The organism is Daejeonella oryzae DSM 19973 (assembly GCF_000422945.1).
Lineage (GTDB): Bacteria > Bacteroidota > Bacteroidia > Sphingobacteriales > Sphingobacteriaceae > Daejeonella > Daejeonella oryzae.
This window is the reverse complement of the sequence record NZ_KE383964.1, coordinates 470,497-490,929: the sequence shown is the minus strand read 5'-3', so window position 1 is coordinate 490,929 and position 20,433 is coordinate 470,497. Positions and strand designations below refer to the sequence as shown.

Here is a 20,433-nt window from a genome sequence, read left to right as displayed (position 1 = left end):
AAAGATAGAATTAAGGAACCGGATCATGACCATGTCCACCCCAGGGATTGCAGCTTGCTATCCGTTTTAACGTTAACCAGCCGCCTTTAAAAGGTCCGTATTTTTGAATCGCTTCTATCCCGTATTGAGAACAGGTAGGCGTATAACGACAGGAAGCACCCAATATTGGAGAGAGCAGAATTTGATAGGCCCGAATAATGAGCAGAAAAAATTTGCTGATCAGATTCTGAACTATATTATTCTTCATTAGATTTTGAAGATAAATTACGAAGCTGCTCAAGGGCTAATTTGAGCTTCTTTTCCATCAACGCATAATCTGAAATATCTTTACCTATATAGTTGATGGCCAGCAATATCTGCAATTCAGATTTGGATAAATAAGGGTACAGAAATTCAGATTTATTCAAACGATAAATTTCACGTATTCTCCTTTTAATCAAATTGCGTTCAACCGCTTTTTTAAACTTGCGCTTAGAAACACTGATTACTACCTGCGCAGGTACATCAGCTGCAAATTTTTCGGCAAGCCAAACTATTCGGTAAGGATATAAAAGAAAAGAAGAACCGCTATGAAAAAGCTTTTCTAAAAGCTTTTTACTGCATAACCGTTCTTCTTTGTTAAAAGTATACATTTTGACTGCTTAAGCCTTGGTCAACGCAGAAAATTTCTGTAAGCTGAATACGGGCAATAAAAAAGCGATCAAAAATTATGCTTTATGACGACGCTCATCAGAAACAGAAATTCTTTTTCTGCCTTTGGCTCTTCTTGATGCTAATACTCTTCTTCCGTTGGCAGAGCTCATGCGTTCTCTGAAGCCGTGCTTATTTCTTCTTTTTCTTTGAGAAGGCTGGAATGTTCTTTTCATGACGTTTTATTATATGTTGCTCTTAAAAAACAAGAGCGCAAATATAAGGTTGATTTATTAGAAATCAAACTCTATCTGAGATTTTAAGGATTTGTTTTCCACATTTAATTACCGGAAAAACTAAACCCTCATTTTCAGCCTACTAAATAAACACTACCTCGGCTGATTTTTTAATATATCTCTGATATCAGCCAATAAACTCTCTTCTCTGGTTGGTACATGCGGGGCTTCAGGGGCTGCTTCTTCCTTACGTTTTAATGAATTTATGGATTTTATGATAGCGAAAATACATAAGGCAATGATTAAAAACTGAATTACCGTATTGATAAAATTTCCATAATTAATGGATACTGCCTCTACTTTATTCGCTAAATCAGCATCTACAAGTACATATTTCAATTCTGCAAAATCTACTCCGCCTAAAGCATATCCAATTGGAGGCATAATAATATCATCTACAAGTGATGAAACTATTTTACCGAAAGCAGCTCCTATTATTACACCCACTGCCAGATCAATAACGTTACCCTTGGAAATAAATTCCCGGAATTCTTTTACAATGCTCATAATTTAAAATTTTAACTGTTAAATAAATGCTTCTTAAAACTAACAATTATTTATCTATAATGAAACAGTGTATTATCCAGCCAATTGAAATAAAGAGGCAGGATATTTGCTGTTGGGCCTGCTTTCTTTCGCATAAATATGTAAATTTGGCCCTATGTTAAGACAGAATCTCCAGCAAAAACTTCTACAAAAGTTATCTCCTCAACAAATTCAGTTCATTAAGCTATTACAAGTTCCTACCGTAGCCCTGGATACCCGAATTAAAGAAGAACTTGAAGAAAACCCTGCATTGGAAGATTTGAGTCTGGCTAATATGAATGAACCGACTGAAGAATATCCTGATAAAGACCCTGATGATGATTCTTTTAATACCGAGGATTCTAAAGACAGTTTAGATGAATTTAACGTTGATGATTATTTGCAGGATGATAACATAAACGATTACGGATCTAAATACGAACAAAACGGAGACGATGAAGATGAACGCAAAGAAATTCCAATAGCGATTCAAAGTTCATTTTTTGAAAGTCTGCAAGCGCAGCTGGATCTTATTCCCCTTTCTGACAAGGACTTTATAATCGGTCAGCAAATTATTGGAAGTTTGGACGACGATGGATATCTGCGCCGTCCAATCACCTCTTTGATTGATGATCTGGCTTTTTCTCAAAACGTTATGGCCGAAGAGGAAGATGTCGAAGAAATGCTTAAAGTGATTCAGTCGTTTGATCCTTCAGGCGTTGGTGCACGCGATTTGCAGGAATGCTTGCTGATCCAATTACGCAAACGGGATCATCTGCCCACGGTTCAAAAAGCAATTAATGTGGTAGAGCATCATCTAGAAGAATTCACGAAAAAACATTACGATAAACTCGAACGGTCTCTGAATATGAATTCAGAAGAACTGAAAGAGGTTATCAATGAGATTTTAAAATTAAATCCGAAACCGGGCGGCTCTAATGCAGTTACTACCAAGCAGCTGCAGGTTATTCCTGATTTTCATATTAGTAAAAGTGATGGGATTTTATTCCTGACACTGAATTCTAAAAATGCACCTGAACTTCGCGTAAGCCGGTCTTACCAGGAAATGTTTGAGCATTACGATAAAACTGCCCAGAAAGATAAAAAACTGAAAGAAGCAGTACAGTTTGTAAAGCAAAAGCTTGATTCTGCAAAATGGTTTATTGACGCTATAAAACAACGTCAGCAAACATTGCTTAAAACCATGAATGCCATCATGAATTACCAGTATGATTATTTCCTTACGGGAGATGATAAAAATCTGAGACCCATGATATTAAAAGACATTGCCGATAGAATCGGGATGGATATTTCCACAGTATCTAGGGTAGCAAATTCAAAATACGTTCAAACAGAATTCGGAACTTTTCTTTTAAAATCATTCTTTTCTGAAGCTATACAAATGGACAGCGGTGAAGAAGTTTCTAATAAAGAAGTAAAAAAGATTCTGGAAGAATGTATTGGCAAAGAAGATAAACGCAGACCATTAGCGGATGAAAAACTAACAGAAATCCTGAAAGAAAAAGGCTATAACATAGCCCGGAGAACGGTTGCCAAATACCGCGAAGCAATGAATATACCTGTAGCCAGATTAAGAAAAGAACTTTAAAGTCAAGTGTTCTACACTAATTGACTTTAATCAGTCAGGTAAAATTATATCTACCAGTTTCTTTGCGGACAACTAACTTTATAACGGTTATTTAAGAATATGCCAAGAACTATTTCATGTGTTCCGTTACTTACCGAGCGTAGGTTTGATGTGGTAAAATCATACGAATAACTTAGATTCAGAAACGACCCAAGGTTAAATCCGGCTAATGCCGCGAAAGAATCATCTTTACGATAGCTTCCTCCAAGCCAGAACTTGTCTCTGAAAGCAACCTTCATATTTACATCAATAGATGCCGGCGCAGGAGAAACATACTTTATCATTGTTGATGGAATAGCAGCAATATCATCACCCAGATAAAACTTATAACCGGCAGTAAAAAACATGTGCGGAACAAGTTTTCCCTGGTCATAAGAAGCATCATCCGAAAAGCTTAAGGGTCTTCCCAATAATTGCTGTGCAGATACTCCTGCAAAGTATCTTGGGCCATACAACCAAACGCCTGCGCCAAGGTCAGGTTGTGTTTTACTGTTAGCACCCGAAATAATTGCCGGGTCAAATTCTTCTTCTAAAGTTATTTTGGAAACATCTAAATTTATTCGTGACACACCCGCAGCCACACCTACCGCTAAGTTTAAACTCTCAGTAATTCCCAGATGATATGCATACGTCAAATTAACGTCTGTTCTGGAAATAGGTCCGGTTTTGTCTGATACAATATGAAAACCTACACCATGGTGGGGTTCTGAAGCCCGGTAAGTTTGTAAATAGCTACGATTCATCGGGTTATCCCCTCCACCTTCGGCTACAGAAGTTGCAGAACCATAGGTAAATTTTTTACCCAACGGTGCATGCAAAGACACATATGACGTTACAGGAGCGTCTGTTAAACCTTCCCACTGATTACGGTAACCGGCCTTAACATCAATATAATTTTCGATTCCGGAAATGGCTGGATTCAATATATAATTATTGAAAATGTATTGGGTATATTGAGGTCGTTGCTGTGCATATAGCATCTGACTGCATAAAATGACTAAAATAATTGAACAAATTCTTTTCATAAAATAAAAGATCATCTTAATATAGTAACCGATCCGGACATTGTTTTTCTTCCATTCCCTGGGCTGATAATATAATAATAAGTTCCGGTTGGGAGATCATTTTCACGAAATTTGCCATCCCATGAAATGGGATAACCTTTAGAACTGAAAACCTTTTCTCCGTAACGGTTAAATATTTCAACAATTGCCTCAGGATAGCTGCTTAAATATTTGATATTCCAAAAATCATTAAATCCATCATTGTTTGGAGTAAAAGTATTTGGAATTACCGGTGTTTTTAAAACCTGAACAAAAACCTGGTCAACAGCTTCGCAACCTTCGGAGGACCGGACCTGAAGAGTATAGGTGATATCTTCTGAAGGACTTGCAACAGGATTTAATATATCATCCCTACTTAATCCTGTGGAAGGACTCCATTTATAAATTAAATTCCCGCCGTTTGCGCTGGCAGGTAACCGTGTCTCCCCTCCTTCCAGAATGATCTGATCCGGGCCGGCATCTATTTGCGGAGTTTCAAAAACCTTTACGGTTTGCGTTTTAAAATCAACACAACCATTAGAAGCAGTAAAAGTATAGGTAATAGTATGTGTTCCGGCACCGGCAATTGACGGATTAAAGACTCCCTGCGAATTAATCCCATTACCTGAATATTGAGAAGATCCGGCGAAATTATGAATTTCACGAGCCTGCGTTAAAGTAACAGGCTGGGCTTCCAGACATATATCAGGAATGGAATCGAACAGAACTTCAGGCATCGCATTCAGCACAAATGTTTTAATTTTTTCATCAACACATACATTTCCCGAAAATGCCCTCATTCTGACAGTAATTGTTTTTGTTAAAGGTGCATGAAAAACAGGATATTGAAAAGAATATTGTTTTGGGGTGTCAGACCGCAAATTAGGAAATTCATCTGTAAGCATTATTGCTGGTTGATTTACAGCATCAAAATACCATTCTATCCGGGTTAATTCGCCAAAGTCTACACGAGCTAAATCTACAAAAACAACAGGCTCAGAACTGCATAATCGGCCATCATTCAGAATAGTAAAATCTGCTGCCGGAATACTTCCATTTACTGTAAACTCTTTAGAAATGGTTATTGGGCAGCCTTTATCTGTAGTCACAGTAAGTGTCACTGTATAAACACCGGCCGATGAATAAATATGGGTGGGATTTTCACTAGTCGATGTGACCGGATTTTGTGCATTGGCATTTGGATCTCCAAAATCCCATAAATAAGTTGAGTTGGAAGAATTACCGGAAGGAATTGTTGATTTATTAACAAAACTGGCTACTGCATCTGCCAGACAGATTTCAGGAGTTTCAAACTCAACAATTGGAGAAGGATTTATTGTTAGGGCCAAACTAAAAGTATCGGATACGCAGCTTACATTATTTTCTGTAAAGAGTTTAACGATGTAATTTCCTGCTGAAGTAAAGGTATGCTGAGGGTTCTGTTCCGTAGATGTCTGACCATCACCAAAATCCCAGTTCCATTTTGTTATGTCCGTTCCTTCAGAAGTTGATTTATTAGTGAATTGAATGGACTGATTGACGCAGGCTGGCTGACTTATGGAAAATAAAGATTCTGGCTTAAAGAAAACATTTACAAACCGGATCTCGGAAACAACCGGGTCGCAGTTAGAATTATTTGTCACGGTTAGCTTCACAGGATATGTTCCCGGTTTAGTATATACATTCACTGGATTTTGTTCTGAAGAAGAATTCAATGTTCCGGATTCCGGATCTCCAAAATCCCATAACCAGCTGTTAAGTTCTCTTCCTTTTCCATCACTCTGATCAGTAAATTGCAAAACTGAACTCACACAAACTGTTGTTGCTGAAGTAAATTCAGATACCGGCGGGTTATATATTGAAAAATCAAAAGTTAGCTGCTCAGAACTTCCGCAGCCATCGGGCGACGGCTTTTCAGAAATTGCATCCACACTGTACTCTCCTGCAACAGAATACCTGATCGTATCTTTCAGTTCGTATACATAGAATGTATTGCCGTTTTTTATAAAAGTACTGTCGCTTTGCGGACTATTTATAATCCTTGGCTCCGATCCATCTTTTAAATTCCAGGTTAATTTGGTTGGCTGATAACTCAGGTTTACTTTGAAACGGAGCGGTTCTGATACACAGCCTGTACTTGTTAGGGTATCAGTGACTAAACTTTCTATCTGGATGCCGAGATTATTTACATTCGCTCCGGCAGAATAACCATATGATTCTGCAAACCCAAATCCATAAGCAATTGCATTAAATCCTTTTTCCGCTTTTAAGTTATGAACGCCGGCTCCAACACTAATCTGAGCATAAGAGTATTGGGGATCTCCACTAACAGGAATAAAATTAGCAGGCAAACCATCAATTCTGAAACTGGGAGCAGTACTTGTTTCTATAATAACATTAATAAAATGGGAACTAATATTAAATGCAGATGAGGAGTAAACCGTAATATTCTCGATATTTTGTTCAACCGAATTTAAGAAGATCATTTCCGGATCACCGGCAAACTCTTCATATGAGCCGCAATTAATTTCTTTCCCTTGTGTTACTGCATATTGTACTACCTGTATCGATTTATCTGACTCTATCACATTGACTTTTTGTGAAGGGAAATCATAGTAAAGATTATTTATAAATTGAGAATTATTAATGATAGCGCCGTTTAACCTGACAACGGCAGAAGGACTACTTTTTAAAATCCGCAAAATATCGTAATTCCGGGATTTAAGTGGTGCAGTTATAAATTTTCGCCCCCAGGCCGCGGTTGGATAAACTTGCTGATATAAATTATCAGAAGAGCCGGATTCGGTAGGTCCGCAGCCTATGGCTATTTTGCCGCTTCCGGAAAAAACGGCTATGGGTTTGCATGGCTCCGCCGTACTGGTTACGGATCGGATTGTTGATCCTGTTAGGTCTACTCCTTTAAAATCACCGAAAGATGAGGTTGTGGATCTTCCCAAAACCTGATAAACCTGTCCTTTTTTTAGATTTACGATAAAAGGAACGCCTGCCGCATTTCTTTGTGTAGCTGCAGCCGGAACAATTTCCACCTGTGTACTGTCTTCAACTGCTACTATAAAAAAATAGGAATAAGAGTCGGCCTGATTGGAAACCTGTTTATAATTGATCGAATAATATTCTTTGCCCAGCGTGGTAGTTGGAAGCACAAGAGTTGCACCCGATACATTCTGATCATAAATATGAGCATACATTACTACCGGCTTTTCGGCCGTAACATGAATTCCCAGATTATACAGACCTTCTCCGGCAAGAAATGCCTGTTGCGGAATATCTACTACAGTAATAGAATTGGCCGTTACTTTAAATGACCGGGAAAAATTTATGCCTGGAATTTCTACTCTCCCGGTAGTACTTACATCAGAAGTAATATACACAGCCATTTGCTGCGTATTATTGGTGTAACCTCGTACATGGTTTCCATAGCCCAGCCAAAAATCTTTTCCTTTATTAGAAGTATTTTGCGCTTTTGTTGTAAATGCAAAGCTTACAAAAACCATCAACAGCAAAAATCTGACAGTACTTTTAATTAAAGACATTATTTAGAGGGCATAGATGCATTTATACAATTAGAATTTGCTTATTGCAAAAACCAGGTTTAAAAGCTTCTCTAAATATATGAAAATGAGTCAAGAATCAGTTCTGCACATTCAATTGTACAAAAGGAATTTTTGAATATTCTTCAATTATGCCTGAAAAAATTCCATGAGCCTTTTTGAAAAATCTGTTGTTAAGGTTACCTCTCAGACTTCAACTTCAGAAATCCTATTATCAAACACAGCTATTTCATTATAATTTACTTCCCAGGTTACAGGCAAAGCTTTCTTTAATAAATGACTGACTCCGCAATATTTTTCCTGAGACAGGCTAACTGCATCCATGGCAGCTTCTTTATTCATCTCTTCACCTAAAAAATCGTAGGTCACATGTATTGAGAGATATTCTATAGGCTGTTGTTTGCTTAGTTCACCGGTTACTTTAATGCTTAGATCTTTAACTTCTTTTTGTGCTTTTCTGAGAATAGATACAATATCCATCCCGGTACAACCAGAAAGAGCAGTAAGCAGGAAAGGTTTGGGAATAGGTCCGCTGTCTTCACCTCCAACCTTTTCTGGTGCATCCATAACAATTGTATGGCCGTTAATGAAAGAATTAAATTGCATTTTACCCATCCACTGGGAATCAATTTCATGTTGAGCCATAATTAATTCAATTTGTTATTGCGGGTACTGATTCTAAAAGGTAAATAAAGCGGGCAAAAACTTATAAAACTTGTTATGACCAGTACTGCTGCAAAAATTAATAATATGATGCCTAAAGTTCCTGACACAATTTGAGTGAAGTACAAAACGGCAATGATTACTGCAAAAATCAATCTGATTATTTTATCAGCTGAACCCATGTTTTTTTTCATCTTTTTATTTTTTATATACAAAAATACAGCGGTCAAAATTCATGCGAAATGACTTATGTTACATATTGGAAATATTGAATTAAATTGATGTAAGAAGGTTGATAGAAAAACGTAACTTCTTGAATCCTAAAGCACAGAGACAATCTGAATGGAACACAATAGTTTCATAGTTAAAATCATAAAACGCATGGTGAAGCTTACCGTACCTGATTTTTTTTCTTTGTACCGGCTTTTTGCTGCGCCTGTTCTGGCTTACAGTATTTTCAAAAAGAAGCAACAGCTTTTTATTATGCTGGCAATTATAAGCTTAGCCTCCGATTCCATCGACGGCTTTCTGGCTCGCTTGCTTAAACAGGAAACTTCAAGGGGTGCAAAATTAGATTCGCTTGGAGATCTGGCTACCATGCAAATGATGACCGCGGGCTTGTTCCGATTCAAAAAAGCATTTTTGAAGGATCATAAAATATCATTAAATGTCATCATAATATTATATGCAGTACAAGTTTTGATGGCAGTTTACAAGTATAAAAGGCCATCCAGTTTTCATACATATTCGGCAAAAATTGCTTTTAGCACCATGGGGATTTTTTATATTCTTTTTTTCTACGGAAAGAAATTTCCAGGGCTTTATCTTATTGCAGCTTCACTTCTTATTATTTCACTTCTGGAAGATATGATTCTTGTTTATCTTCTAAAGGAGCCAAAGCAAAATGTGAAGGGTGTTTACTGGGTTGTGAAGGAGCAAAAAAGGTTATAGATATATTCATCTTAATACCGCTTTTCTTAAATAAAATAGATTAAGAATCCTAATTTTGCTGCTTCTCCAAATAACATATATTGTCTGTATCCTATTTTCAAAATCTTCTGAATTTATTAAAGATCGAACGTGAAGAAGATCTCCGATCTTACCAGCAATTAAATCAATCCACCTCTGTAGCAGAACGCCGGGCTGCCGGAATAGTCTGGTATCCTATCGCTATCAGAAATACAGAAATAAGCCGCGGCGATTATTTAACGGTAGAAACAGAACGGACCACTCATCAGGATATCAATCATCAGCTGAGATTTGGCGCATCTGCAGTCCTGTTTTCAAATCACGATGCGAAGAATGACCGGCTGGAAGGAACGATCACTTTTCAAAACGGCAACCGCCTTAAAATTTCTTTGCGGGAAGATGAACTGCCTGATTGGGCTAATAATGGAAAACTCGGAATAGAATTATTGTTTGATGATAAAAGTTACGACGAAATGCAGGCCGCTCTTAAAGCGGCATCCAAAATACTTGAAAATAATTCAGACAACGACCTTGTCAAAGTCCTCAGCGGATTAAGTAAACCTGTTTTTCAAAACTCAAATAACCCGGTTCAGGTTTCGAAATTAAATACTTCGCAACAGAACAGCTTAAATAAAATTCTTTCCTCAAATCATCTGGCAATTGTTCACGGCCCGCCCGGGACAGGTAAAACCACTACATTGGTTCAGGCTATAAAAGCGCTGATTAAGCAGAACGGAAAACAAATACTGGTGGTTGCTCCCAGCAATACTGCGGTAGATCTGCTAACCGAAAAATTGGCAGATGAAGGACTTGACGTAATCAGGGTTGGTAATCCGGCAAGGGTTTCTGAAAAATTAATGTCGCTTACGCTTGATAACAAAACTGCTGCACACAGCAGTATGAAAGAAATTCGTGGTCTGAAAAAGCAAGCTGCCGAATTCCGCAATATGGCTCATAAATATAAACGCAACTTTGGGCGTTCAGAACGCGAACAACGCAAAGCGCTTTTTGATGAAGCTTATAAGATCATAAAAGAAGCGGGAAATATTGAACAATATATTCAGGAAGATTTGCTCAGCAAAGCCCAGGTTATAACTGCTACCCTCGTCGGATCGAATCATTATACAGTTTCAAAAATCAACTATCATACGCTGGTAATTGATGAGGCCGGTCAGGCGATAGAACCTGCCTGTTGGATTCCGATTTTGAAAGCGCAAAAAGTGATCCTTGCCGGCGATCCTTTTCAGCTTTCGCCAACCATCAAATCTGATGAAGCCGGCAGAAAGGGTTTAAACAAAACTTTGCTGGAGAAATGTATTCAATTGCATCCCGAAGCTGTTGTTTTACTGGAAGAACAATACCGGATGAATAGCCTCATTATGGAATATTCTTCCAAAGTATTTTACGAAAATAGATTGAAGGCACATTCTTCTGTCGCCAATCACTTGTTGTTCCCGGGAGATTTGCCTCTTAATTTTATCGATACAGCAGGATGCGGGTTCGAAGAAAAATCTGAAAGTACCAGCACGAGCAATTCTGAGGAAGCGGCATTGCTTATAAAGCATTTGAGCTTATTGATGGCCGAACTGATAATAAAATGCCCGAAGGAAAAATTACCTTCTGTAGCCATTATTTCTCCATATAAAGAGCAAATTCATGTGCTTAAAGAGCTCTTGCTTCAGTCGCCCGATCTGCAACCTTACACGCACAAAATTTCTGTAAATACCATTGACAGTTTCCAGGGACAGGAGCGGGATATTGTGTATATCAGTATGACAAGAAGTAATTCAGAAGGAACCATCGGATTTTTGTCTGACATAAGGCGTATGAACGTTGCCATGACCCGTGCCCGCAAAAAACTGGTTGTGATCGGCGACAGCGCAACCCTCTCCCGCCTTGCTTTCTATGCCGATTTTATAGAATATGCAGAGCAGATAAATGGATATAAAAGCGCCTGGGAGTTTATGTAAATTTCTGTTTCAGTCGCAAAATAATGTACTCATCATTCTAATTTTAAGAAAAGATAAGATTAACTTTAAGAGAGTTTGACCCTGACCAGCTATCAGCCAATTAACTGTATTACACCTAATTAGTTTATCATTTTCTTAAACAGGTTGTATGTGTTTTTCTGCAAGTGTAAGTTTTGGTGCAGGTGCAGTACTTTCCATAATCGGAATTGCTACAGTGAGAAAGGCTGAAACATCTCCGCAGTTTATGCTCGCTGTTTTTCCATTCTTTTTTGCTCTTCAGCAAATTGCTGAGGGTTTTGTATGGCTTTCATTCGTTAGCCTTTCATTTGCCGGCTGGCAATCTATCCCGATAAATTTCTTTCTGAGCTTCTCGCACATAATCTGGCCAATCTGGATTCCTCTCTGTATGTTATTGCTCGAAGAAAGAAGCAGGCAAAGAAGCATACTTTATATTTTGTTAGCAGCAGGAATCATACTGGGTATCTATCATATTTTCTGCATGTTACTTTATCCTATAATTACCCGGATTGACGGCCATCATGTTCAGTATATTATTGCAGATCAGGGATATTTACGTTTACCTGCAAATATTTTATATGGCCTTTCAACCATACTTCCTTTTTTTATTTCGAGTGTGAAAAGAATGTGGTGGATGGGCGTTTTTATCCTTGTATCTTATATTTTCACGTATCTTATTTACAATGCTTATATCACCTCCGTCTGGTGCTTTTTCGCAACAATACTCAGCGTTATAGTTTACTATATTCTAAATCGTCAAAACCTCAGAAGACATGATCCGCTGATTAGCAATTTTAAAAATTAAAATAGAAGGATAAATTTCTTTAGTCTACAAATTACTTTAAACATACCATTTGATAACTTTCAATGAATACTTGATGAGCTTGAATGTTAAGTAGAAAACCATTGTTTTTAAGGGCCGGCATAGCATCCTGCAGTTATTTTTCAAAAATAATTGCAGCACTACATTATTATAGCGGCAAGGCAGGTTTTTTAATTATTCCTAAATGCATTGGTTCCTCTCCCGCAGTAATGTATAAAAACCTTCAAAGCATTTGGATCATCAGGCTTTTCAGACCTTTAATTTCTGTATTAATCAGAACGGCTCTTAAAAAGGATATTCTCAGGTTGGTAGATTTCCAATTATCCTTGCCGGATGGGGGCTGTGTTATAGTCACCTGTCATACTCCCTGGGCCAGATTACTTGTTCAATACTGCCTGGAGAATTATTATTCGCTTATTATCAGTGGTAATAAATCAAATAAGCAGGCCTATCAAATTCAAAAAAAAGGCAAAGGCATTATTGAATTACGGCATCTGGTGAATCATTTACAGGGAGGCGGTAAACTTATTTTAATGATCGACGTTTTTAATAATTTAGATACATGCCCGTTACAGTTTCTGAATACTAATTGCAATATCTCTTTACTCCCGGCAAGACTTGCCAGAATTGCGAATGTGCCTTTACAGGCCATTTTACCTGTATTTCAACACGGAAATATTTGTATTCATAGCGGTCCAACATTATATCCCAACATATTAAATACCGATTTACCTGGCGATATGCAAACCCTGCTTGTTTTTTTCGAACAGGAAATAATGAAAAATCCCTCTGTCTGGTCAGGATTTGTGCGGGAATCTTTATCAGATTATCAGAAAAATATTCAGGTTTAAATCAGTCAATATTTCAGGCAGGCTTTATTTTTTAAACCCGATCTTTTTCATTTCCCTTACTTCCACAGCATATACACCAAACTCCTGCATTACCTTACCCTGCATTTTATAAAATCCGTTCCCCATAAAAGGAAATTGCCGGATCACGTTGGGCCAGTGAACTGTGTCCAGCCAGTCGCCTTTAGGATCTAAAAAAGTACCAAAAGCCACGTAATCATTCTTTTTAGTCCGCGAATCTTTGGTGGTTACCAGCTGACCAATTACAGTAACCTCTTTGCCGGCATTAACTGCCAGATCTTTTGCATAGGTTATTCCTTCTAAATTATCATCAGCCAGGGCAAATGAATCGCCTAAAGCAAAGCCCAAAATTTCAATTTCATCAAAAGCATCCTCCAGAGGATACTGACTAAATTCGGGAAGATTAAATTCAACTTCCGGTTCGGCAAACATCGATGCAGTAACCGGATGATTTTTTGTTCGCTTTTGCAGGAAGTTGGCTTTCCACAATAATTCTTTTTTATTGATACCGGTAAAGCGTAATGCAGAAATACGAATGAGAATATTTAACTGTTCCAGGCCGGGCTGCACCCGTTCGATAAAATCCTGTAAACTAATAAAAATACCGTTTTCAGTTCGCTCCCGCAGAACTTTCTCGATCAATGAAGCATTGAGTTTCTCGATATGTACAAATCCGGTAAATACATCCTCCCCACTGATAGAAGTATAAAATTCACTGCGATTGACGCAAGGCTGATGGACCCGTGCCCCTGATTTTTTTAGTTCATGAAAATAAAATTGGGTACGGTAAAAGCCTCCGAAATTATTGATCACTCCTACCATAAACTCCATGGGGAAATAGGTTTTCAGGTACAAGCTCTGATAACTTTCAACGGCAAAACTGGCGGAATGTGCTTTACTAAATGAGTAACCGGCAAAACTAGCAATCTGCCGCCATACTTCCCGGCTGATATCATCCGGGTAACCGCGTTCTGTACAATTTACAAAGAATTTTCTTTCGATACGCTCCATTTCATCCTTACCCCGGTATTTTCCCGACATGGCCCGGCGAAGAATATCAGCTTCGGCCATATCCAATCCGGCAAAGTGATGCGCTATCTTAATTACATCTTCCTGATAAACCATTACCCCGTAAGTTTCCTTTAGTAATTCCTCCATTTTGGGATGCAGATATTTTACTTCTTTGGGATGATGGTAATTATAAATATACTGTTTCATCATCCCCGACTGGGAAACCCCGGGCCGGATAATCGAACTGGCAGCCACCAGAGTGAGGTAATCATCGCATCTGAGTTTTAGCAGCAACTGCCGCATAGCTGGACTTTCGATATAAAAACAGCCAATGGTATCTGCTCTTCTGATTTTGTCGGCCACCTTTTCATCTTTCATGAAATCCTGCACTTTATCAATATCAATACTAATTCCTTTATTTGCCTGAACCAGACGCATAGTTTCCTTAATGTGCCCCAAACCCCGCTGACTCAAAATATCGAGTTTGTACAATCCGATTTTTTCGGCCAGAAACATATCCATTTGCGAGGTAGCAAAGCCTTTGGGCGGCATCTCCAGGGCGCAATAAGCAAATATGGGACTTTCAGAAATCAGGATTCCCCCGGCATGAATGGAGTGATGATTAGGAAAGCTTTCGAGCAGCGAACCATATTTTTGAATCTTCCGCTGAATGCTGTCTTCTGAGAAAGTAGATTGATTATTGGCTACCAGATGATCCAGTTCTGCTTTTGGAACTCCAAGCACTTTTCCCAGTTCCCTGATAATAGCCCTTCTCTGAAAGGTGCTGTACATACCTAATAACGATACATGTTCGGAGCCAAAGCGTTTAAAAACATAATCAATTACTGCGTCACGGTCTATATGGCTAAAATCAATATCAAAATCGGGGGGCGAAGTACGGAATTCATTGAGGAAACGCTCAAAATATAAATCCAGACTGATTGGTTCCACGTCGGTTATATGCAGAAGATACGCCACAATGGAATTGGCTCCGCTGCCACGTCCTACGTAAAAAAAATTCTGGTTGCGGGCGTAATTAATAATATCCCAAACGATAAGGTAGTAGGCATTAAAACCCAGCTGCTTAATTACTTTAAGTTCTTTGGTAATCCGGTCTGTAATTTCCGGAGTTGCCTTGCCATAGCGTTGTTTCACTCCTTCAAATGCCAGCTTTTTCAAAAGGCTCAAATCGCCATCCAGCGAGCCAGTATATGTTTTTTTATTTTTATCTGTCCGCAGCGGTGTTTCTATAACGCATTCCTGGGTTAGCAGAATAGTTCGTGAGATCATCGCCGGAAAGGTCGTAAAAATGGCCATCAATTCGGCTTCAGGTCTAAAAACTTCATCCGGCGAAGCAATATCCTGCGGAGTTAGTTTGCTGATCAGCGTGTTCTGATCTACGGCCCTCAATAGTCGGTGAACATTAAAATACCGTTTATTTTGAAATGTTACCGGCTGTCCTATTACATACTTATCAGGATATTTATTTACAGGTAATCTCAGCAGTTTGTTAATCTCGGAAGGTTTTACAGCAATCAATTCGTTTTCAGTCAGGCTCTCGGGCGGCAGTTTACCAAGCGGGTAAATAATATATACGCTCTCTCCCGGTTCGGGCCTTTCCGGAAAATCAGTTTTACTTCTTTTTTGCTCTGAAATAAAGCGATTAATCTGCATCAGCCCTGTATTATTCTTAGCCAGAAGTATATAGCACAAATTATTTCCGTTCCGGATTTCAGAACCAAGGATTGGTCTGATTTCTTTTTTGCGGCAAAAATCCACAAAATCCCAGGCATCCGGGGTACCGTTAATATTGGTGAGTGCCAAAGAGCGTAAGCCCAATTCAGCGGCCTGATTCACTAATTCCTCGGTACCATAAGTGCCATAGCGATAACTAAAATAGGTTTTGCAGTTGATATACATTTTATACCCTGCTTAAGTTTTTTGCTGCTGCTCTGAATACAGCGTCCTCCCCAAACCTTCTCCGGATATGATCCATTGCCTGGTACAAGCGGATACTTTCTTCGGTTTCGGTAAATAAATCAATCTGGTGCTGACCCTGCACTAAATGACTTAGCCGCACTCCAATAAGCCGTACCAACAGTCGCTTATCATATAATTTCTTAAATAATTCTTTTGCTGTTGCCAGGATGGTATTATCTGATGCAGTATAGCTGATCACTGCTTGTTTGGTGTAGGTATCAAAGTTTGCATAGCGCAGTTTTACCGTCACGCATCCGCATAGTTTTTTTTGCTGGCGTAACTGAAAAGCAACATTTTCGGTCATGCGAACCAACTGGCTGTAAAGAAAATGTACATCAATGGTATCATTCTCAAATGTATCTTCCTTGCCAATACTTTTCTGCTCTGAATAAGGAATAACCGGTGTAATATCAATCCCGTTGGCCCGCCTTGAAAGATCTATGCCGGTTTTCCCAAAGCGGCTTTCAAGCATCCTCGGCGGAATTTCACTCAGAACCTTAATGGTTTCTACCCCCATTTGCCTTAACAGGCCCGATGTCTTTTGGCCAATACCCGGCATTTTTTCAATGGCAAGAGGTGCCAGAAAAGGTTTTTCTTCACCCAGATAAATTTCCAGCTGTCCGTTTGGTTTGGCTTCATTGGTTGCAATTTTAGAAATCAGTTTATTGGAGGCAAGTGCATAGGAGATTGGAAGTCCGGTTTCCTTCATTACTTTTTGCTTCAGCTCGGCGGTGAATTTGCTGCAGCCAAAAAATTTGTCCATGCCGGTGAGATCCATATAGAATTCATCAATACTGGCCTTTTCATAAACCGGAACATTCTCTTTAATTATATCAGTTACTGCCCGGGAATAATGGCTGTAACTATCATGATCGCCTTTAACAACTTGCGCCTGAGGGCAAAGCCTTAAAGCCAGTTTCATGGGCATGGCACTATGTACACCAAAAGCACGTGTTTCATAGCTGCAGGCAGCTACAACTCCCCTGTCACTGGTGCCTCCAACAATTAAAGGAACACCATTTAACTTGCTGTTTTTCAACCGCTCTACGCTTACAAAAAAGGTATCCAGATCAAAGTGAGAAATAAAACGACGATTTAAATGAGTGGCCATGTTGGAATCCTATTGGCCTGTAAAATTACTAATATTTTTAGTAAAATGGTTTACATATCTGCTATTTCTTTAAGATGCTGATTTAATTAAACTTTGAAAATCTGGGAATAAATCTTAAAATCTATATAGGGAAATCAGGAAACATCTTTCTGAATAGTTTGCATCAGATAATCAAACAGGTTAACTTCTGAGGGTATGCCAAGTTTCTTTCTCAAACGGTAACGGCTTACTTCCACAGCTCTGATGGTAATACTCATTAGCTGGGCAATCTCTTTTGAAGAAAGGTTCATTTTAAGGTAAGCACATAATTTTAATTCATTAGGAGTAAGGTTGGGGTGCCTTTCTTTAATTTCTGATAAGAAATTAGAATGAACATGATCAAAATGGATAGAAAACTGATCCCAATCGGCATCTCTTTTTTCAACTTCATTTAGTAAGCGGGAAATCTGTTTCAAATCAGACGAATTGTCATCGGCATTGGGCATTTTAGCCAGATTTGAAACAACTTCTTTAATTTTTGCCAAAACTTTCCCCCGCTGAACCAAATGCATGGTGGTGCTGGCCAGTTCTTTATTCTTAAAATTTACGTCTGCTTCCAGCTTTTCATTTTGAAGCTTAACAATTTCGTTCTCATTCCTTTCAACCTCCAGCCGGTACAGATATTTTAACTTTTCCTGTTCTTTAAGATGTCTTTTATGCTGCCATTTAACAATCAGGTTAATCAGCGAGACCAGCAATAGAAAATAGACCAAATAGCTCAGCGTGCTTTGATACCAGGCCGGTAAAATTTCAAAAGTATATGATACCGGATCAGATGAATTTCCAAGGTTGTTGCGGGCTTTCACTTTAAAAATATATTTCCCGGCAGGCAGATTGGTGTAATCCTTTTCACTTTTCTCTGACCAGGCAGACCATTCTTTATCAAAACCGGCAAGCTGATAACTGAATTGTATATTATTCTGCTGCTCATAAAGCGTGGATGCGTACTCAAAATGAATGGAATTGAAATTGCTTTTGCTAAAAGCCACATCAGATTTAGGATCCTGAACAGAAGCAAGCTGGGTATCTTTAAGAAAATATCCCCCAAAAATAACAGAGTCTTTTTTTCCGGATGTGCGAACCTCTCCAATCAATAAACTAAGTTTATTAATATTCTGAATATATTTCTGATAATTGAGATGAAACACCCCTTTATTGGCTCCTATAAAAATATTATTTTCATCTACCGGATAAATGGACTCAAAGCCTCCCACCACTTTTGATGAAAGCTCCGGAAAATAAACCAGAGAATATGTTTTTCCAGGTTTTGGTTTGTTAAAATCTATAATCCCGACTTCCTTATTGCTTACAAACCAAATATTTCCGGCTTGATCTTCTTTAAGATATTGTATTGGAATATTTTTTAGCGGTTCGTAAAGCTGTGGAGATTTTACGAATTTATTATTTGCGCTGTTATACTCGTAAATGCCCTTTTCGGTAGCTACAACCGTTCGGTTTTTAATTCTGAATACATAATTATACAGTGTTGACGGTAATCCGTTATTCTTTGTATAAAGTGTAGTTTTTTTAATTTGCCTGTAATCTGAAGTTAGTTCGATGCGGTAAATACCGTGATACGGATGAGAAGCCCAGATAGAATTACTGGCTGCATCATACAATGTAAACCGTAAGGGATCTTTAATACCGGAAATCCGGCCCTGATCAATAAATTTTCCATTTCTAAAAGCCAGGCTGTGCAGCCCGGTATATGTACCGGCAATAACATGATCAGTAGGAAAAAAATCAGATACCGGATTAAATAGCCAGGTGCCCTGCGAAGAGTATACCTGTTCAACTGAATTTTCATTGACCACAAACATGCCGTCTTCATGGGCAAGCAACAAATTATTATTGATTTCGTCTAAACCCCAAACCTGGCCCTTTGTATTTTTTACTTCTGAGAAAGTACCGTTTGATAAACTGATATCCTTTTCGGTAGCTGAGAGAGGTGTAGAACGGAATAATCCATTGGAGGTGCCTATATATAATTTCTGATTAAAAATGCGCATGGCATAACTGGTTACCTGCTTATTATTATCGGGATATATTTGCTTTATAGCACTGTTAATGGCCATAAAATCAATTCCATCATCAAGGCCCAGCCATAAATTTTTGTTATGATCAATAAATACGTTTCTGATATTATTTTTTTGAAGTCCTTCCGGAAAAGAATATTTCTGAATCAGTTTTCCATTTTTATCAATAATTAAGACTCCGGCGGAAGTTGTTCCTAGAGCATACCAGTCATTATTAACACCAACAGCACAATAGATTCGATCGCTGTAAAGAATCTGATCTATATCCGTTTTTTTGGGAATTAACTTTGAATCTATAAGCAGGAACAGTCCGTTTTTTAACGTGGTAATTAACAAGGCATCATTGCCATATTCCAGTATCGAGGTGATTGTAATTTTGTTAAGCACTGGATCCTGACAAATAGGTTTCCAAATACCATTGCTGTAAGTTATCAAACCTCTTTTACGCTCCTGAGCATATAAGCGGTTTTTTGCTTTCTCCAGAAATACCCATTCGGTATCAGGTTTAACAATTTTAAGGAGTCCGTCTTTTAGATGGAGTATTTTACTTACAGATCTGAAAAAAACCTGCCGGTTAACTATACAGATATTCCATATATCAGCAAACTGATGTTCATTTTTAGGCAAAAGTTCTTTGAGGGAATGATATACCAGTTTTCCGTTTCCATCCGGGAAAAAATACCCTACCTCATCCTGCCCGCCCACATATATTCTTCCGCTCTCGTCAATTTCTAATGACCTTACCACTGTTTTATTAGGGAGGGGATAAAGATTCCAGAACTTACCATTAAAAGTAAGCAGCCCCTCATTATTCCCAAAATACATAACCCCTTGCTTGTCCTGTCCCGAATCCCAGTTTTGAGTACCTGCTTTATAGGTAAGATTACTGTAATTGAGAATTTGAGGTGTGCCGATCTGATTTTGTGCAACTACATTAAATGAGCAAAAAAAGAGTATAAAAAGTATCCGGAACACGTTCATAACACAAAGAATTTAATATACAGATGCAGCATTTTGGGCTATTTATATCATTAACTTATGGGATAAATATAGAAATTAATAATAGAATGAAGTTATGATGATGTAGTATTTATGTTGCGGCTTAAATAGCCTTTATTAGAAGATTTATAAGCGTTTGTATAGGTTATGTAGTAGTGATAAAAAGACGAGTGTAGTGTTTTGCAATTACTTTTGAAAAAGCGTTACCTAATTAAAAGTAACCTAACTAAC

Annotated in this window: 16 protein-coding genes; 5 read left to right on the top strand and 11 right to left on the bottom strand. The window is 38.3% G+C overall.

Annotated elements, in window-relative coordinates:
• Window positions 1–10: 10 nt before the first annotated feature.
• The 4 genes from yidD to mscL form a co-directional block, all read right to left on the bottom strand.
• Window positions 11–247, bottom strand: coding sequence for a membrane protein insertion efficiency factor YidD (gene yidD / locus G521_RS0115330; protein WP_026899305.1), 237 nt, complete (start codon window positions 245–247; stop codon window positions 11–13).
• Window positions 237–632, bottom strand: coding sequence for a ribonuclease P protein component (locus G521_RS0115325; RefSeq protein WP_026899304.1), 396 nt, complete (start codon window positions 630–632; stop codon window positions 237–239). The genes yidD and G521_RS0115325 overlap by 11 nt, the downstream gene beginning before the upstream one ends.
• Window positions 633–707: 75 nt before the next feature.
• Window positions 708–866, bottom strand: coding sequence for a 50S ribosomal protein L34 (gene rpmH / locus G521_RS0115320; RefSeq protein ID WP_026899303.1), 159 nt, complete (start codon window positions 864–866; stop codon window positions 708–710).
• Window positions 867–1,019: 153 nt separating this feature from the next.
• Window positions 1,020–1,433 carry a large-conductance mechanosensitive channel protein MscL gene (mscL, locus tag G521_RS0115315; protein ID WP_026899302.1) on the bottom strand — a complete coding sequence of 138 codons (414 nt, stop codon included), beginning with the start codon at window positions 1,431–1,433 and terminating at the stop codon, window positions 1,020–1,022.
• Between the two features lie 154 nt (window positions 1,434–1,587).
• Between mscL and rpoN the strand changes: the two genes are divergently transcribed.
• A complete protein-coding gene (gene rpoN, locus G521_RS0115310; RefSeq protein ID WP_026899301.1) occupies window positions 1,588–3,060 on the top strand; it encodes an RNA polymerase factor sigma-54 in 1,473 nt (490 codons plus the stop codon).
• Window positions 3,061–3,110: 50 nt separating this feature from the next.
• Here the strand turns inward: rpoN and G521_RS0115305 are convergent, their stop codons facing one another.
• From G521_RS0115305 to G521_RS0115290, 4 genes are all read right to left on the bottom strand, one after another.
• A complete protein-coding gene (locus tag G521_RS0115305) occupies window positions 3,111–4,124 on the bottom strand; it encodes a PorP/SprF family type IX secretion system membrane protein (protein WP_026899300.1) in 1,014 nt (337 codons plus the stop codon).
• Between the two features lie 11 nt (window positions 4,125–4,135).
• Window positions 4,136–7,696 (bottom strand): PKD domain-containing protein, encoded by a 3,561-nt coding sequence (locus G521_RS0115300; RefSeq protein ID WP_081675098.1) that lies wholly within the window; start codon window positions 7,694–7,696, stop codon window positions 4,136–4,138.
• A 204-nt stretch (window positions 7,697–7,900) separates the two neighbouring features.
• Window positions 7,901–8,359 (bottom strand): OsmC family protein, encoded by a 459-nt coding sequence (locus tag G521_RS17480; RefSeq protein WP_036679478.1) that lies wholly within the window; start codon window positions 8,357–8,359, stop codon window positions 7,901–7,903.
• A 2-nt stretch (window positions 8,360–8,361) separates the two neighbouring features.
• Window positions 8,362–8,559 carry a YgaP family membrane protein gene (locus G521_RS0115290; protein ID WP_245580884.1) on the bottom strand — a complete coding sequence of 66 codons (198 nt, stop codon included), beginning with the start codon at window positions 8,557–8,559 and terminating at the stop codon, window positions 8,362–8,364.
• A 199-nt stretch (window positions 8,560–8,758) separates the two neighbouring features.
• Between G521_RS0115290 and G521_RS0115285 the strand changes: the two genes are divergently transcribed.
• From G521_RS0115285 to G521_RS0115270, 4 genes are all read left to right on the top strand, one after another.
• On the top strand, window positions 8,759–9,328 hold the full coding sequence (locus G521_RS0115285; protein ID WP_162141800.1) for a CDP-alcohol phosphatidyltransferase family protein: 570 nt from the start codon (window positions 8,759–8,761) through the stop codon (window positions 9,326–9,328).
• A gap of 80 nt (window positions 9,329–9,408) precedes the next feature.
• A complete protein-coding gene (locus tag G521_RS0115280) occupies window positions 9,409–11,316 on the top strand; it encodes an AAA domain-containing protein (protein WP_036679474.1) in 1,908 nt (635 codons plus the stop codon).
• A 148-nt stretch (window positions 11,317–11,464) separates the two neighbouring features.
• Window positions 11,465–12,139 (top strand): DUF6629 family protein, encoded by a 675-nt coding sequence (locus tag G521_RS0115275; protein ID WP_026899295.1) that lies wholly within the window; start codon window positions 11,465–11,467, stop codon window positions 12,137–12,139.
• 83 nt (window positions 12,140–12,222) lie between these two features.
• Window positions 12,223–13,008, top strand: coding sequence for a lysophospholipid acyltransferase family protein (locus G521_RS0115270; protein WP_026899294.1), 786 nt, complete (start codon window positions 12,223–12,225; stop codon window positions 13,006–13,008).
• A 24-nt stretch (window positions 13,009–13,032) separates the two neighbouring features.
• On the opposite strand, the gene G521_RS0115265 is transcribed toward G521_RS0115270, so the two are convergent.
• From G521_RS0115265 to G521_RS0115255, 3 genes are all read right to left on the bottom strand, one after another.
• Window positions 13,033–15,957: a DNA polymerase III subunit alpha gene (locus G521_RS0115265; RefSeq protein ID WP_026899293.1), complete on the bottom strand. Its 2,925-nt coding sequence runs from the start codon at window positions 15,955–15,957 to the stop codon at window positions 13,033–13,035.
• A 1-nt stretch (window position 15,958) separates the two neighbouring features.
• The gene (dinB, locus tag G521_RS0115260; protein WP_026899292.1) at window positions 15,959–17,128 is read right to left on the bottom strand and encodes a DNA polymerase IV; all 1,170 of its coding nucleotides are present in this window, start codon (window positions 17,126–17,128) and stop codon (window positions 15,959–15,961) included.
• Window positions 17,129–17,262: 134 nt separating this feature from the next.
• Window positions 17,263–20,184, bottom strand: a complete 2,922-nt coding sequence (locus G521_RS0115255; protein ID WP_026899291.1) for a triple tyrosine motif-containing protein — start codon at window positions 20,182–20,184, stop codon at window positions 17,263–17,265.
• Window positions 20,185–20,433: the final 249 nt, after the last annotated feature.

Excerpts from the sequence above, each read along its gene's own strand:
- yidD (WP_026899305.1), bottom strand. The coding sequence starts at position 247 with ATGAAGAATAATATAGTTCAGAATCTGATCAGCAAATTTTTTCTGCTC.
- G521_RS0115325 (WP_026899304.1), bottom strand. The coding sequence starts at position 632 with ATGTATACTTTTAACAAAGAAGAACGGTTATGCAGTAAAAAGCTTTTA.
- rpmH (WP_026899303.1), bottom strand. The coding sequence starts at position 866 with ATGAAAAGAACATTCCAGCCTTCTCAAAGAAAAAGAAGAAATAAGCAC.
- mscL (WP_026899302.1), bottom strand. The coding sequence starts at position 1,433 with ATGAGCATTGTAAAAGAATTCCGGGAATTTATTTCCAAGGGTAACGTT.
- rpoN (WP_026899301.1), top strand. The coding sequence starts at position 1,588 with ATGTTAAGACAGAATCTCCAGCAAAAACTTCTACAAAAGTTATCTCCT.
- G521_RS0115305 (WP_026899300.1), bottom strand. The coding sequence starts at position 4,124 with ATGAAAAGAATTTGTTCAATTATTTTAGTCATTTTATGCAGTCAGATG.
- G521_RS0115300 (WP_081675098.1), bottom strand. The coding sequence starts at position 7,696 with ATGTCTTTAATTAAAAGTACTGTCAGATTTTTGCTGTTGATGGTTTTT.
- G521_RS17480 (WP_036679478.1), bottom strand. The coding sequence starts at position 8,359 with ATGGCTCAACATGAAATTGATTCCCAGTGGATGGGTAAAATGCAATTT.
- G521_RS0115290 (WP_245580884.1), bottom strand. The coding sequence starts at position 8,559 with ATGGGTTCAGCTGATAAAATAATCAGATTGATTTTTGCAGTAATCATT.
- G521_RS0115285 (WP_162141800.1), top strand. The coding sequence starts at position 8,759 with ATGGTGAAGCTTACCGTACCTGATTTTTTTTCTTTGTACCGGCTTTTT.
- G521_RS0115275 (WP_026899295.1), top strand. The coding sequence starts at position 11,465 with ATGTGTTTTTCTGCAAGTGTAAGTTTTGGTGCAGGTGCAGTACTTTCC.
- G521_RS0115270 (WP_026899294.1), top strand. The coding sequence starts at position 12,223 with ATGTTAAGTAGAAAACCATTGTTTTTAAGGGCCGGCATAGCATCCTGC.
- G521_RS0115265 (WP_026899293.1), bottom strand. The coding sequence starts at position 15,957 with ATGTATATCAACTGCAAAACCTATTTTAGTTATCGCTATGGCACTTAT.
- dinB (WP_026899292.1), bottom strand. The coding sequence starts at position 17,128 with ATGGCCACTCATTTAAATCGTCGTTTTATTTCTCACTTTGATCTGGAT.
- G521_RS0115255 (WP_026899291.1), bottom strand. The coding sequence starts at position 20,184 with ATGAACGTGTTCCGGATACTTTTTATACTCTTTTTTTGCTCATTTAAT.